14 protein-coding genes are annotated in these 13,986 nt (G+C 70.1%); 3 read left to right on the top strand and 11 right to left on the bottom strand.

All coding sequences use genetic code 11. The features are described 5' to 3' along the window. Positions 1-30 precede the first annotated feature (30 nt). The 8 genes from D1409_RS07105 to D1409_RS07070 all read right to left on the bottom strand — a co-directional run bounded on the left by D1409_RS07105 (position 31) and on the right by D1409_RS07070 (position 8,428). Positions 31-924 (bottom strand): ABC transporter permease, encoded by an 894-nt coding sequence (locus D1409_RS07105; RefSeq protein ID WP_123535497.1) that lies wholly within the window; start codon positions 922-924, stop codon positions 31-33. Continuing rightward, positions 921-1,961, bottom strand: coding sequence for an ATP-binding cassette domain-containing protein (locus D1409_RS07100; RefSeq protein WP_123535495.1), 1,041 nt, complete (start codon positions 1,959-1,961; stop codon positions 921-923). Before D1409_RS07100 ends, D1409_RS07105 begins: the two co-directional genes overlap by 4 nt. A gap of 36 nt (positions 1,962-1,997) precedes the next feature. Next, a complete protein-coding gene (locus tag D1409_RS07095) occupies positions 1,998-2,705 on the bottom strand; it encodes a helix-turn-helix domain-containing protein (RefSeq protein ID WP_123535493.1) in 708 nt (235 codons plus the stop codon). Positions 2,706-2,772: 67 nt separating this feature from the next. Continuing rightward, on the bottom strand, positions 2,773-3,774 hold the full coding sequence (locus tag D1409_RS07090; protein ID WP_123535491.1) for a lipid II:glycine glycyltransferase FemX: 1,002 nt from the start codon (positions 3,772-3,774) through the stop codon (positions 2,773-2,775). Further along, a complete protein-coding gene (locus tag D1409_RS07085; protein ID WP_123535489.1) occupies positions 3,771-4,940 on the bottom strand; it encodes a GNAT family N-acetyltransferase in 1,170 nt (389 codons plus the stop codon). Before D1409_RS07085 ends, D1409_RS07090 begins: the two co-directional genes overlap by 4 nt. Further along, on the bottom strand, positions 4,933-6,561 hold the full coding sequence (locus D1409_RS07080) for an alkaline phosphatase family protein (protein ID WP_123535984.1): 1,629 nt from the start codon (positions 6,559-6,561) through the stop codon (positions 4,933-4,935). Before D1409_RS07080 ends, D1409_RS07085 begins: the two co-directional genes overlap by 8 nt. Positions 6,562-6,782: 221 nt before the next feature. Further along, positions 6,783-8,039, bottom strand: coding sequence for a DNA double-strand break repair nuclease NurA (locus D1409_RS07075; RefSeq protein ID WP_123535487.1), 1,257 nt, complete (start codon positions 8,037-8,039; stop codon positions 6,783-6,785). Next, on the bottom strand, positions 8,036-8,428 hold the full coding sequence (locus tag D1409_RS07070; RefSeq protein WP_123535485.1) for a DUF7522 family protein: 393 nt from the start codon (positions 8,426-8,428) through the stop codon (positions 8,036-8,038). The genes D1409_RS07075 and D1409_RS07070 overlap by 4 nt, the downstream gene beginning before the upstream one ends. Positions 8,429-8,513: 85 nt before the next feature. Between D1409_RS07070 and gpmI the strand changes: the two genes are divergently transcribed. Then, complete coding sequence (gene gpmI, locus D1409_RS07065) at positions 8,514-10,100, top strand: 2,3-bisphosphoglycerate-independent phosphoglycerate mutase (protein ID WP_123535482.1); 1,587 nt, start codon at positions 8,514-8,516, stop codon at positions 10,098-10,100. A 23-nt stretch (positions 10,101-10,123) separates the two neighbouring features. On the opposite strand, the gene D1409_RS07060 is transcribed toward gpmI, so the two are convergent. The 3 genes from D1409_RS07060 to D1409_RS07050 form a co-directional block, all read right to left on the bottom strand. After that, positions 10,124-11,089, bottom strand: coding sequence for a Gfo/Idh/MocA family protein (locus D1409_RS07060; protein WP_123535480.1), 966 nt, complete (start codon positions 11,087-11,089; stop codon positions 10,124-10,126). A gap of 94 nt (positions 11,090-11,183) precedes the next feature. Then, positions 11,184-11,420 carry an amphi-Trp domain-containing protein gene (locus D1409_RS07055; protein WP_123535478.1) on the bottom strand — a complete coding sequence of 79 codons (237 nt, stop codon included), beginning with the start codon at positions 11,418-11,420 and terminating at the stop codon, positions 11,184-11,186. 90 nt (positions 11,421-11,510) lie between these two features. Beyond that, positions 11,511-12,587 (bottom strand): saccharopine dehydrogenase family protein, encoded by a 1,077-nt coding sequence (locus tag D1409_RS07050; RefSeq protein ID WP_123535476.1) that lies wholly within the window; start codon positions 12,585-12,587, stop codon positions 11,511-11,513. Between the two features lie 228 nt (positions 12,588-12,815). Between D1409_RS07050 and D1409_RS07045 the strand changes: the two genes are divergently transcribed. Continuing rightward, on the top strand, positions 12,816-13,310 hold the full coding sequence (locus tag D1409_RS07045) for a DUF892 family protein (RefSeq protein WP_123535475.1): 495 nt from the start codon (positions 12,816-12,818) through the stop codon (positions 13,308-13,310). 105 nt (positions 13,311-13,415) lie between these two features. After that, positions 13,416-13,760: a hypothetical protein gene (locus D1409_RS07040; RefSeq protein ID WP_123535473.1), complete on the top strand. Its 345-nt coding sequence runs from the start codon at positions 13,416-13,418 to the stop codon at positions 13,758-13,760. Positions 13,761-13,986 lie beyond the last annotated feature (226 nt).

Here is a 13,986-nt window from a genome sequence, read left to right as displayed (position 1 = left end):
CGTAGGGCCGTCGACGGGAAGCGCCGCCGGTCACTGCACGGAGGAACTCGACGCGCGGTTGAGCAGGTAGACCATGGCGCCGCCCAGCACCAGATCGAGCGCGAGGAGGACGGCGATCGCGGGGACGAGCGTGTCCCAGATGCCGCCGAAGCGCGTGACTTCGAGGACGGTCATCACGTCCTCGCCGAGCATGAGCGCGCGGGCGCCGTCGACGCCGTAGGTGACGGGGTTAAATCGTGCGACCGTCTGGATCCAGCCCGGCAGCACGTCCAGCGGGAGAAACGCCGTCGAGACGAACAGCAGGGGGAACTGGAGCAGGTTGGCGCCGATGATCGTCGACTCCTGGTCCTGGGTGAGCACGGCGACGATGTTCGTGAACGCCACGTACCACAGCGAGAAGACGATACCCATCAGGACGATGCCGACGGCGCCGGCCAGCCCGGTCGCGATCTCCGCGCCCAGGAGGACTCCGAGTCCGAGGATCATCACGATCTGGACGACGATCCGCAGGAGTTCGGCCGCGGTCTTCCCGAGGAAGACGGCGGTGCGGCTCATCGGCGTGACGAGCACCTTCTCGAACATCCCCTCCTCCATGTCGTTGACGAGGCCGATCCCCGACCCCGCGGCGGCCGCCAGCGACACCTGCATGGCGATGGCGGGCAGGAGGAACGTCTCGTAGGAGATGGCGGCGCCGCCACCGCTCCGGATCGCGCCGGTGGCGACCTGGCCGAACACCTGCGTGAACAGCACGAGGAAGATGATCGGCTGGACGAGCGACCCGACGACGACGAACGGGTTGCGTACCGCCTTCCGGTTCCAGCGGACGAAGTTCACCCAGAAGTCGCCGAGGAAGGAGTTGCCCGACGGGGTGAACGTCGTCGTTCCGCCGTGTGTGGCAGACTCCCCGGGTCGGCCATCGCTCATTCGGCGCTCACCTCCGGTTCCGTCACGGTCGCCGCGTCGGCCGAACGGTCCTCCGAGTCGAGTTCCTCGCCGGTGATCGCGAGGAACACGTCGTCTAACGTCGGCGCCCGGATGTTGAACCCGGTCACCGTGATCCCGGCGTCCCGGAGCGCCACGAGCAGGTCGGTGCCGTGTTCGCGGGCCCGCTCTGCGGTGACGGTGATCCCGTCCTCCGAGCGCGCCACGTCCGCGTCGGCGTCGAACACGTCGCCCTCGCGGGCTATCTCGGCGGCCCGCTCGCGGGCTTCGTCCCCCGCGGGGATCTCGACGTCGAGGATCTCCCCGCCGACGCGGCGTTTCAGTTCCATCGGCGACCCCGTGGCGACGATCTCGCCGTCGAGGATCACGGAGATCCGTTCACAGAGCTGGTCGGCCTCTTCGAGGTACTGCGTCGTGAGAAAGAGCGTCGTCCCGCGCTCGTTGATGCGCTCGAAGTACTCCCAGAGGCGGTTTCTGGCTTTCGGGTCCAGTCCCGTCGTCGGTTCGTCGAGGAACACCAGCGGCGGCTGGTGGACCAGCGCCGTCGCGGCGTCGAGTCGCTTCTTCATCCCGCCGGAGAACTCGCCGGCCTCCTTGTCGGCCACGTCCGCCAGGTCGACCAGGTCGAGGAGTTCGTCGATGCGGTCCGCGCGCTGGCGTTTCGGGACGCCGTAGGCTTGCGCGGCGAACCGGATGTTCTCCCGGGCGGTGAGCTCCTCGTCGACGCTCGTCTCCTGGGCCATGTACCCGATCGTCTCGCGAATCTTCCGGGGCTCCTCGTACACGTCGAACCCGTTGACGGTGATAGAGCCGCCGGTCGGCGAGAGCAGCGTGGCGAACGTCTTGATCGTCGTCGTCTTCCCCGCGCCGTTGGGACCGAGGAAGCCGAAGAACTCTCCCTCGGGGACCGTCAGGTCGATCCCCTTCACCGCCTCCGTCCCGTCGGCGTACGTCAGTTCCACACCCTGCGCCTCGATGGCGGCCCCACCGCCGTCTGTCCGCGGCGTGTCGTCGGTCACAGGCGTGCTTGTGACCGCGCACCCGTAGCCCGTGCCCTAATTTGTTCGGGGTTTTAAATCAGAACTGCGGCGGAACTCGGCGACGAGGTGGTGCTGCGCGCGGCGGAGGCGTTCGGAGAGCGACGCGGACGAGACCCCGAGTTCGTCGGCGACGTCGGCCATCGTGGCGGTCCGCGGCGTGTCGAAGTAGCCCATCTCGTGGGCGACGACGAGCGCCTCGTGCTGGGCGTCGGTCATCTCGGGTGGCCGGGACAGGTCGTCGTCGCGGCCGAACGGACTCGTGCCGAGGCCGGCCGATCCGTCGTCGCCTTCGACGAGGCGGTCCAGGCGGAACCGGTAGTCGTTGGCCCGACAGAACGAGCGGAACTGGGCGAACTCCTCGCGGTCGGCGAACCAGCGCCGCTCCTCCCAGCCCGTCGGCGTGACCAGCACCCGTTCGGGGACCGACCCGTTGTTCGCGAGCAGTTCGAGGTCCGCCGGGGGCCCGCCGGTCGGCCGACATCGGTAGCGTCGCGTCCCACCCTCGGCGGCGAGGAGCGAGTGGTCGGTCACCGAATCCGCGGCCGCGAAGGCCGCATCGACCGCGTCGGCGTCGGCGCCACCGGTCTGCACGACGAACGTCGGCGGTCCCGAGGGCCGCGCCTGGACCGACTCGAACTCGACGGTCGCGTCCGGGATCCCGGCTGCCACGTCGACCAGCGCCAGCCCCTCGGAGACCAGCCGGAACTCCGCGATCAGTCCCATGGGGAGAGACAGGTCGGACGGACAGTTAGGCGTGCCGGGCGGTGCCGTGGATGGATCGCCAGCCCCGTCACTTCACCCGCGAGTAGAGGCCGAGTAGCGCGTCCATCGCCAGCGACGAGCGCTCGACGCTGTGGAACGTCTCGACCGAGGGGCCGAACTTCGCCTTGTACTCGTTGATCCGCGGGTCGCCGGCGCCGACGAGGTCGTAGGCGTCGAGTCCTCGCTCCATCGCGTCGGTCATGACCGTCCAGTCGAGGGTGTCGTTGACCGGGAAGTCCACGTCGGGCGTCACCCCGCCCTGCCAGCGGTGGATCCACTCGTCGGTCTCGTAGGTGAGGATGCCGCCGACGAATTCGCCCTCGTGGCGGCAGACGTACGTGCGCATCGCCCCGTCTGGCAGGGCCTCGTAGCAGTCGCGTGCGAACCCGCGTGGGAGGCCGAACGGTTCGCCCTGCGCGTCGAAGCGGTCGCGCACGTGGTCGACGATCCGCTCGACGTCGGCCGCGTCGCCCTCCGCGAAGGTGGCGTCGACGTCGAGGTTCCGGACGTTCGAGCGGGCGTCGCTGCTGAAACTGGCGAGCAACTCCGCCGGGTCCTCGGGCAGGTCGACGACGTAGGTGAACTCCGGCGTGACGTCCGCGTCCGCCCACTTGAACGGGCGCAGGTCGGTGAAGGTGCACTCGGTCTTCACGCGGAGGAGGGTCGGGCTGCACTCCTCGTCGAGCCACTCGAGCGCACCATCCACGAACCGCCGGATGCGGCGCTCGGCCTTGCGCTGGGAGAGGTCGTCGACGTTCAACAGCGCGGGGCCGAGGCGGTGGATCCACAGCGGCGGCGCCGGCGAGAAGGCGGCCGTGATCGGGCCCTTCGACCGCTCGAAGACGGGGAAGACGCCGACCGGTTCCCGGCCCTTGTAGCCGACGAGGCGGTGGCAGGTCGTCCCGGAGTAGTCGGCTTCGACGGCGAGCGCCTCGGCGCGGTGGAAGGGGTTGGCGTCGGCCGACCGCTCGACGTGGCGGTTCCACTCCGCGGCGTCGCTCTCGTCGAGGGCTCGTATCTCGATCGTCATGTGTCCGGATAGGCGTATCGCTGGTAGCCGCGGCGCACGACCCGGTAGGCGTTCCAGAGGACGGGCGACCCGCCCCGCTCCCAGCGGAGCGTCGGCACGACTCGCGCGCCGTACTTCTCCTTGTACTTGAACGTCCCGTCGCGGAAGGTCGAACCGGTCGAGCCGAAGTCGTAGTCGTCGTACCCGCGCTCGCGCGCCCACTCGACGACGTGGCTGTGCAGGAGTTCGGTCGGGTTGTACTCGTAGTTCGAGTCGTCGCCGATGGCCGAGAAGAAGTAGTGGACCGCCGACTGCTCGTCGTCGAGCAGGTAGACGTACTGTCCGGCCTCCACGCCGTCGACCGCGAGGGAGAACACGCGCGTCCGCTCGGGACAGTCGGCGGCGAGTGCCGCGAAGAACGAGCGCGGGTAGGCGTCGCCGCTCGCCCGGTCCATGTCGCGGCGGTACCGCTCGTAGGTCTCGTCCAGCGTCTCCGCCAGCGAGCGCTCGGTCACGTCGTAGTCCTGCTCGCGGGCGTCGCAGACGGCCTTGCGTCGCTCCTTGTCCATCCCGTCGAGCACGTCCTCGAAGCGGCGGTCGACGTCGAGCACGAACCGGCAGTCGAGCAGCGTGGGGCTGTATCCCCGCCCCGCCAGGAACTTCCCGTAACGCATGTACGCCGGTTCTTTCGCCTTGACGACGTGACAGAGGGTGGACTCGGAGAGCGCGTCGTCGAGCGCGTCGAACAGCATGTCGAGACAGTCGGTCTCGTCGGCCAGGACGACCGGACCGCCGAAGCCCGGCGCGGTCGAGCAGATCCGCTCGACGGGGAGCGAGTCGAGCGCGTCGGCGCTCGCGTCGACGGGCGCGTCGGCGACCGTCGAGAGGGAACCCACCGCACCAGTGGGGAGGCGATCCACCAGCGCGGGCGCGTCGAAGCGCTCCACGATCGCAGACAGATCGGGGGCGTCGACGGGTACCCAGAAGTTCGGGAGGACGGCGACCGGGTTCGAGCCCTTCCGGACGACGAAGTGGACCGCCCGGCGGTCGAGGCCGCGTTCGACCGCCCGGAGCCAGCCGTGGCGGTGGAACACCGATCCCAGGTCCGACTGGCGGACCAGCGTGTTCCACTGGTTCTCGTCGACCGCGTCGATCGTCTCGTGGACGGTGAGCTCGAGGTCAGTCATCCTGGCCCCGGTCGATGTAGCCGAGGTCGGCCAGGGTCTCGGTCACCCTCTCGTCCTCGGTCCCGACCCGTTCGCGCGCCTCGCGCGGCGGGTACCGCCGTTCGGCCGTCGGTTCCACGAACGGGAGCGGCGACCCGTCCATCCTGTCGCTGCGAGGGATCCCGAGCGCGGCGCACACCGTCGGCGCCACGTCGAAGAGGTGCGGGTCGCCGACCCCCGCATCGGCGTCGACGGCGTCGCCCGCGGCGACGATCAGCCCCGATCGCTTGTGCGTCCACGGCTCCGAGGGGTCGCCGAACCGGTCGCCGTAGAGCTGGGCGACGAGGTACTGGTCGAAGTCGGCGGGGACGGTGACCACGTCGACCGCCCGGTCGGCCTCGGGACCGTGGAAGTGCGCCTCCCGGGGCGCGACCTCCTCGAAGACGGGCTCGCCGTCGGGCGTCCGCACGGATTCGAGCGCGTCGATCAGTTCCTCCCGGACTGATTCGTACTCGTCGGGGTCGACGACTCCGTCGGGGTCCCGGCCGGCGAGGTTGATCCGGACGCCGAGTTCGATCGGGTCGCGCATGTACGCCGCCGACGCCGGGAAGTCGACGCGCTCGGTCCCGGCCCGCTGGAGGTCGTCCGGGACCGCCTTCGAGACGATTTCGGCGAGTCCGAGCGCGTCTAGCACCCGCGCCGCGCGCTGGGTCGTGAGGCCGGCGCGAGCGGCGAGGCCCATCGCCGACGCCAGCGCGTCGGAGACGCCGGCGCCGGCCTCGTCGCTGGGACCGGCGCCACTGCGCAGTCGATCCTCGCGGATCGACACCCACGTCGGCATCCCGTCGCCGTCGGTCGCCGTCTCGACGAACCCCGCCTCGCGGAGGAACTCGTTGACGCGGAACTCGCGGCCCTCGCAGGGGCCGATGCCGTGGTCGCTGGCGAGGATCACGGTGTCCGGGTCGCAGGCGTCGAGCGTCGCTTCGATCTCGTCGTCGACCGCGTCGTACACCGCGCCGAGGAGGGCGTCGTCGCCGGGGAACTCGTGACAGACCGTGTCGGTCTGCTGGAACTGGACGAACCCGAACTCGGGGTCGAAGCGGTCGGCGAGGTACCGGAAGGCCGCGCCGCGCGAGCGGACGAACCCGCGGTAGTCGACCGCGGCCGTCTCGCGGTCGACGTCCCCCTCGGAGTAGAGCCGGTAGTCGCCGACGCGGTCGCGCACGTCGTCGAGGATACCCGGCGGGTGGCACTCGGGGTCCTCGGGGGCCGTGTAGCCCGGGACGAGCGCGCCGTCGAACTGCCGCGGCGGGTGGGTCACGGGCGCGTTCACGACGACGCTCGTCAGGCCGTGGCGGTCGGCGAGTTCCCAAAGTGGGCGCGCGCGGAGGTCGGTCGCGTTGACGACGTCCCAGTCGTAGCCGTCGAACCGCAGGAAGCCGAAGACGCCGTGTTTGCCGGGGTTCGTCCCGGTGTACAGCGACGGCCAGGCGCTCGCGGTCCACGGCGGGATCGCCGATTCGAGCGGCGCGGCGACCCCCCGATCGCCGAGTCGGTCGACGGTCGAGACCGCCGACCGGTCCGGCAATCGCTCTACGACCGGCCAGCAGGCCGCGTCGACGCCGACGAGTAACGTGTTCATCCCCAGTCGAAGTAGCACCTCGTGGGCGTTGCTACGACCGGCGCGAAAATTTGTTATTTAGCGATTATCCGAGCGTGCGAGCGGTCCCGCGCCGTCGCCGCCCTGTCTCCGAGTTCGGCCACCGGACGCTCGTCGCCGCTGTGGGGCACCGGAGAGGGCGCACCTGCGATAAGACACGGTTACGGCGAGGTAGGTAGCTTCCAGATGCCGTCGACGGGGCGCTACACGAGTTCCTCGACGTCGACGCCCCAGCGCTTGTCGTCGTACTCGCGGTGGCGGTCGCTGCCGAGTTCGCGCTCGATGCGCCGGCGGAGCTGTTCGTTGGCCTGCCGGTCGATGTGGGCGAGTTCGTCGGCCTTCGCCACCGAGAGGGGCGGCCCCTGCTCGCCGGCTACGTCGTGGAGCACCTGCAGGCGAAGCGCCTCGCGGGTGTCCTCGTCCTCGGTGAAGGCGTAGGGGGCCTCGACCCGGTAACAGAGGTCGTCTCGCGGGTCGTAGAGGACGAAGAACGTGACCTCGTAGGCCTCGGGGTCGAGGTCGCGGTCGATGCCGAGCGCGTCGCCGTCGGCGGCCATCACGCGGTCGGTGCCGACGCGCGAGCGGAACCAGTTCGTCGCGGTCAGGGCGTCGGTCCGCAGGTCGCCGTCGCCGTCGCGCCGGGAGAGGATCCGCTCGAAGAAGGCGTTGTCGTTGGCCCAGGGGGCGTTGGTCGAGTCGCGGACGACCTGCGTGATCGCCTTGGCGCTGCTGTTCTTGATGAACCCGATCAGGGGCACGTCGCGCTCGACGAAGGTCTCGACGAGGCGGACGTAGTTCTCCACCACGTCGCGCGGGCTCTCGTCCTCCGTGAGCAGGTCCGCGAGCGCCGTGTCGCGTTCGGCCCACTTGAGGAGGCCGGTGGGGTAGAGCGGCCCGTCGAGGACGAGCAGGTCGTCGACGATGCCGGCCTGTTCGAGCGCGTGCTCGCTCTCGGCGAGGTAGAGGGCGAGCGCGTGGACGACGTTCTGCTCGTAGCGGTCGACGCGGGGGGCGTGGAGCGCGCGCTTGCGGACGTAGCCCGCGTCCTGCATCGTCCAGTCGTCCTCGCCGAGGACGTAGGTGTCGTCGTTGGAGTGGACGGTCATCACGATGGTCCGCGCGCGATGGAGGTCGAGGTTCGATGGGACGGCGGCCATCGCGGCCTGTGACACGTCGAGCACGAGGCCGTTCTTGAACGTCGTCGGGTTGATCGTCCCCGAGTCGAGGCCGTGCTGCGTGGGGAACGGCGAGTCCCGCAGCGCCACGTCGTCGATCGGGACCTTCTCGCGGCGCTGGTCGCCCAGCGGTTCGAGGACGGGCTTCCCGTCGCGGCGGAGGGGGTCGAGGAACTCCGCCCAGACGGTCTCGGCGACGGCCTGGTGGTCGTCCTCGTCGACGCCTTCGCTGACGCGGCCGGCGAGGCGGGCGATGCCGTCGACGTGGACGGGGTCGAGCGTCATTCCGTGGTCGGGTCCTCGGCGAGCATCTTCTCGATGGCGTCGGCGATCTCCTCGTAGGACTGCATCTGGAGGCCGTCCGTGGTGATGAGCACGCCCGCCCGCTCGCCGGTCACGCGGAGGAGGTAGCCGTTCGTGAACGCGCGGACGGTGAAGCGGTACTGCCCGAGTTCGGAGGTCTGGTAGGCGTTCTGGGTGTCGCGGAAGCCGCGCCACTCGTGGCCGACGAAGGTGTCGAGGTCCGCGTCGCGTTCGAGGTCCTCGCGGAGGTACAGTTGCTCGAAGTCCGACCGCGTGAAGTACGTCACCGACCGGAGGCTGTCGCCGGTCGCCGTGCGGGCCGTCGTCACGATCTGGTCCGCCAGTTCGTTCGACAGCAGTTGCGCGTCCATACGGCCTCCGTCGCGCGCCACCACCAAAGTGGTAGCGGAGGGTACGACCGACACCGACTTGGGCCGGCCGGGCCGACTTCGGAACATGAAAGCCGCGCTCGTGATCCTCGACGGCTGGGCGCTCAACCCCGACGAGGGCGTCCGCGACGCCGTCGCCGCCGCCGACACGCCGAACTTCGACCGCCTCTGGAACGCCGGCGCGCACGGCACGCTGGTCACCTCCGGCCGCCGCGTCGGCCTCCCCGAGGGGCAGATGGGCAACTCCGAGGTCGGCCACCTCAACATCGGCGCCGGCCGCGTCGTCACGCAGGAGTCCGCCCGCGTCACCGACTCGATAAACCGCTGGCGCGCGACTCGCCCCGGTTCGGACGTCGACGAAGCGGGGATCCCCGAAGACATCGTGAACGACGGCGCTATCCACGAGAACGAGGCAATCCAGTCCGCCTTCGAGTACGCCCGCGAGAACGACGGCCGCGTCCACTTCATGGGCCTCGTCTCCGACGGGGGCGTCCACTCCTACCAGTCCCACCTCCACGCGCTGATCGAACTCGCCGCCGACGAGGGGGTCGACGCGGTCACTCACGCCTTCACGGACGGCCGCGACACCTCCCCGACCGGCGGCGAGGACTACCTCGCCGACCTGCAGACCCACGCCGAGGAACAGGGGACGGGCCACGTCGCCACCGTCTCCGGGCGGTACTACGCGATGGACCGCGACCAGAACTGGGACCGGACGGAACTCGCCTACGACGCCATCGTGAACCGCCACGCCGGCCACACCGCCGAGTCGGCCGTCGACGCGGTCCGGGCGTCCTACGACCGCGGCGACACCGACGAGTTCGTCGAGCCGACGCTGGTGGAGGGTCAGCCCGCGCTGGCGAACGGCGACTCGGTCGTCTTCTTCAACTTCCGCTCCGACCGCGCCCGCCAGCTCACGCGGATGCTCGCCGACGTCCGCTCGGACGCCTGGGGCGGCCACACCGACCCGCCGACGACGCGGGTGGTCACGATGACCCAGTACGACGAGACGTTCGACCTTCCGACGGCGTTCCCGCCGATCCGTCCCGCGGACACGCTCGGCGAGGTCCTCTCGGAGACCGGCGGGACACAGCTCAGACTCGCCGAGACGGAGAAGTACGCCCACGTCACCTACTTCCTCAACGGCGGGCGCGAGGTGGAGTTCGACGGGGAGATCCGCGAGATCGTCCCGAGCCCCGACGTGCCGACATACGACCAGCAACCGGAGATGAGCGCCCCCGAGGTGACCGACACCGCCATCGCCGAGATCGAGGAACGCGACCCCGATCTGATGGTTCTCAACTACGCGAACCCGGACATGGTCGGCCACACCGGCGACTTCGACGCGGCCATCGCCGCTGTCGAGGCCGTCGACGAACAGTTGGGCCGACTCGTCGAAGCCATCCACCGAGCGGGCGGTCACGCCCTCGTCACCGCCGACCACGGCAACGCCGACGACATGGGCACCGAGGCCGAGCCCTACACCGCCCACACGACCAACCCCGTTCCCCTGATATACGTCGCCGCCGACGGCACCGACGGCGGGCGGTTGCTGCGGGAGGGCGGCGCGCTCGAGGACGTGGCGCCGACGCTGCTGGAACTCATGGGCATCGAGAAACCGGCCGCGATGACCGGCGAGAGCCTGCTGGAGTAAGTCCCTCGGTCGCAGTTCGCTCGCTACTCTCGGAGGGCGATGGGCTCGCCGGTGTCGATCGACTCGTTCACCGCGAGCGTCAGTTCGAACGTCTCCAGCGCGTCGCCGTACGGCGAGCGCAGCCCCGCCGGATCGCCCGTCGCGACGGCGTCGACGAACGTCTCGACCTCCGCTCGATAGGGATTACGGTCGAACGACTCCTCGACCTCCTCGCCGTCGACGACGCCGGAGACGCGCCGTTCGCCCACTTCGAGCGTCGCGCCGTCGGCGACGACTTCGAGACCGGTCTTGCCGTCCTCCGCGGCGCAGGTGGTCGAGACGTGACTGATCGCGCCGTTCTCGTGAGTCATCGTCGCCGAGGTCGCGTCGGAGAAGTCGACGGCGTCCTCGATCCGATGGCTCCCGGCAGCCGAGACCCGCTCGACCTCGCCCACGAGATAGCGCAGGGTGTCGTACACGTGGGTGGCCTGTTCGACGACCTGCCCGCCGGAGTACTCCGCGTGGCGCCACCAGTGGTCCTCGCCGCCGGCGACGCCGCCCCACCAGTAGCCGTCGACGTAGCCGATGGCGCGGTCCCCGAGGATCTCCCTGGCGCGCTCGACGCCCGCGGAGTAGCGCCAGTCGTAGCCGACCTGCGCGAGCACGTCGTTCGCCTCGACGGCCGCGTCGATCTCCCGGGCTTTCTCGGCCGAGAGCGCGAGCGGTTTCTCGACGAAGAGGTCGTAGCCGCGCTCGGCGGCGGCTATCTCCTGGTCCTCGTGGGCGAACGGCGGGAGACAGACGAACACCGCGTCGGGGTCGGTCTCGTCGTACAGGTCGTGGTGGTCGGCGAAGGCGGGCGCGTCGAAGCGCTCGGCCGCCGACTCGGCGGTCGCTTCGTCCACGTCGCAGATGCCGACGACCTCGGCGTCGTCCATCGCTTCGACGGTGTCGAAGTGCTGCCACTGGGCGATACCGCCTGCGCCGACGAACGCCAACTCGACTGTCATGACCCGAGTCGCGGTGCCGGACGGCTTAAAGGCGGCGTCGGCGGAAACCTCCGCCGTGACGTGGCAGGCCGCCGCGTCCGCGGTGACCGCCCCCTCACTCCGGTTTCCAGTCGAGTTTGACCGTGAACGCCTCGCGACTCCCGCGGAGGAGCGAGGAGGTCTCGCGGACGCCGATCTCGACGCCGATGTCTCTGGGGGGCGAGAGGTGGACGGTGCGGTTGGCGACGTTCACGTCGAACGGCCCGTCGCCGCGGAGGTCGTCGGCGATCGATTCGAGTTTGTCGGCCGCCTCGTCGCGGGTCATGTCCATCTCTTCGAGCTCTTTGGGCATACTCGTCATCACGGATCGACCGGGAAAAGTAACGGGCGGGAACCGCGGGTAACTTCGACCTAGCGGCGCCGGAGCGCCGTCACGGCCGCGCTACTGGGCGACCGCGCCGGGTTCGGTCAGGAGGTCGCGGGAGACGCCGTCGAAGCGCTCGGCGAACTCCGGGCCGAACGCCGACGCGGGCGTCTGGAACCCGGACCCGGCCTCGCCCGCGAGGACGCGCTCGGCCGCCGCGACCGCGGTCATCGCGGTCAGGTCGTAGGTGTCCGGCGTTCGCATCCGTGCGCGGGCGACGCGTCCGTCCTCGTCGACGACCTCCCCCCAGACGTGCGTCTCGCTCCGGGCGCGCTCGCTGGCGGTCGGCCCGGAGACGAAGCGCTCGACGAGCCACCCGAGTGCCCGTCTCGTCGGCGCGGCGGCGAGCAGGGGGACGAGCGGTCGCGTCCGTTCCAGCAGGTCTGCCGCCCGGTCGGGGACGCCCGCGTATGTCTCGATATTCGGGATGCCCGTCGAGTAGTAGGCCGTCGACACGTCGCCCCAGGGGACGGTGACGGCGGCCGTCTCCCCCGACGGGAAGTCGAACGAGCGGCGCTTCCAGGCCATCGGCACCGTCTCGATCCGGCCGTCGCGCCTGACCGCGCCCGGTCGGTCCAGCCCCGCGAGGACGGACTGCAGCGTCCCCGGCGAGAACGTCCCGAGCCCGTCGATGGCGAGCGTGAGTTCCGTCGCGTCGGGGAGCAGTCCGTGGAGCTGGGCGGCCAGGCAGTCGGTCGGCACCACGTCGAACCCGACGCCGGGGACGAGCGCCACCGAGGCCTCGGTCGCCTCGGCGTCGCGGGCCGCCACCCACTCCAGCACGTCGACGTTCCCCGCGAGGTCGAGGTAGTCCGTCCCGGTCCGCAGACACGCCTCGACCAGCGGCGCGGTCGTCTCCGTGAACGGCCCGGCGCAGTTGAGCACGGCGTCCGCGTCGGCGACCATCCGCTCGACGACCGGCGGGTGTTCGAGGCTGAACACCCGGTGGTCGCAGTCGCGTTCGGTCGCCCCGGCCTCGACGCGCTCGGCCGCGCGACCGGCGAGTATCGGGTCGTGCCCCTCGGCGACGGCGCGGTCCGCGATCAGCGCACCGGCGTACCCGTACGAACCGTAGAGGAGTAGATCGCCGTCCATGCGCTCCCCTTCGCGCCCCGTCCGAAAAACCCGCGCGTCGGTTCACGGCTCCCGACGGCGGCCGCTCGGTCGCCCCGTCGACCGGTCGGTGAGTCGGTCCGTCGCCCGCCTCGTTCGGCGGAGCTTTCCGGGCGGTAACCCGAGTGTATCCCGTCGCGGTCAGGGGGATCCTCGGTAGCGGGTGGATTACTAACCGCGACGCGATCCGAGGGCCAGACGGTGATTTAGATGGCAGTGAACTCAGCCCAGGAGCTGTTCGAGCACGAACTGGAAGACATCTACTACGCCGAGCACGAACTGCTCGACGTCCTCGACGACCTGGCCGAGCAGACCGAACACGAGGAGATCGCACGGGCGTTCCGGGACCACCGCGAGGAGACGGAAGGCCACATCGAGCGCCTCGAGGAGGTGTTCGAGATGATCGGCGAGCCCCCCGAGAAGGAGGAGTGTGAGGGGATCCAGGGGCTCATCGAGGAACACGAGGAACTCGTCGAGATGGAACCCGACCAGGGCGTCCTCGACGTGGCCAACGTGACCGCCGCCGAGAAGACCGAACACTACGAGATCGCGGCCTACGGGAACCTCGCGCTGATGGCCGACCGGCTCGGCATGGACGAGGCGGGCGACATCCTCCACGAGAACTTAGAGGAGGAGGAGGCGGCGCTGGAGAAACTCAAAGACCTGACCGACCAGTACGACTTCGAGTCGATCGCGGCGGCCTGACAGTCGCGGCCTCGCGGTCGGTGAGTCCGACGAACGGCCCGGCGTCTGACGCCTGACCGACTGGGGTTTATACGGCGTGAACGCCACGTCTCGTGCAAGACGACGATGATCCCGACCACGGAACACGGCGGCGACGGCGGTGTCGGCGACGGCGGCGGAGAGCGGTCGATCCCCATCGAGATCAGCGTCGCGACCGACGGCGACGAGCGGCCGCCGGTCGACGACGAGACGCGGGTCGACGTGGAGGTCGACGGACAGATGTACCCGACGGCACGGCTCTCCGACGGCCGCTACGTCGCGTGGTGGTTCGAGACGGACGCGCCGGCGCTGGAAGACCCCGTGACCACCGAGTGGGTCGCCGCGCCGACGCGCTTTCTCGCCGCGGGCACCCTCCACGAACTCTGGCAGGACCCCGCGGCCTTCGACTCGATACCCGACGGCGAGTTCTGACGAGCGCGTCGCGATCCCTCGCCGTCCGAAACCCCCGCTCCACTCCGTCCGATAGCCGCTTCTCGCGACCCCTCACTCACTTCACACGCCGAGTGTCCCCTCCGCACGAGCCCGCTCGCGCGTCGTCGATCCGTCCCGACCGCGGCGTCGATTCCGGCCGTCGGGGCGGTTTAGCTGGAACATAATAACGACCCATGCGGTCCCAGTGTCGAGTGGACGTTGCCCG

This window comes from Halosimplex salinum (genome assembly GCF_003730195.1).
Classification (GTDB): Archaea; Halobacteriota; Halobacteria; order Halobacteriales; family Haloarculaceae; genus Halosimplex; species Halosimplex salinum.
This window is presented reverse-complemented; position numbering and strand designations above follow the sequence as displayed.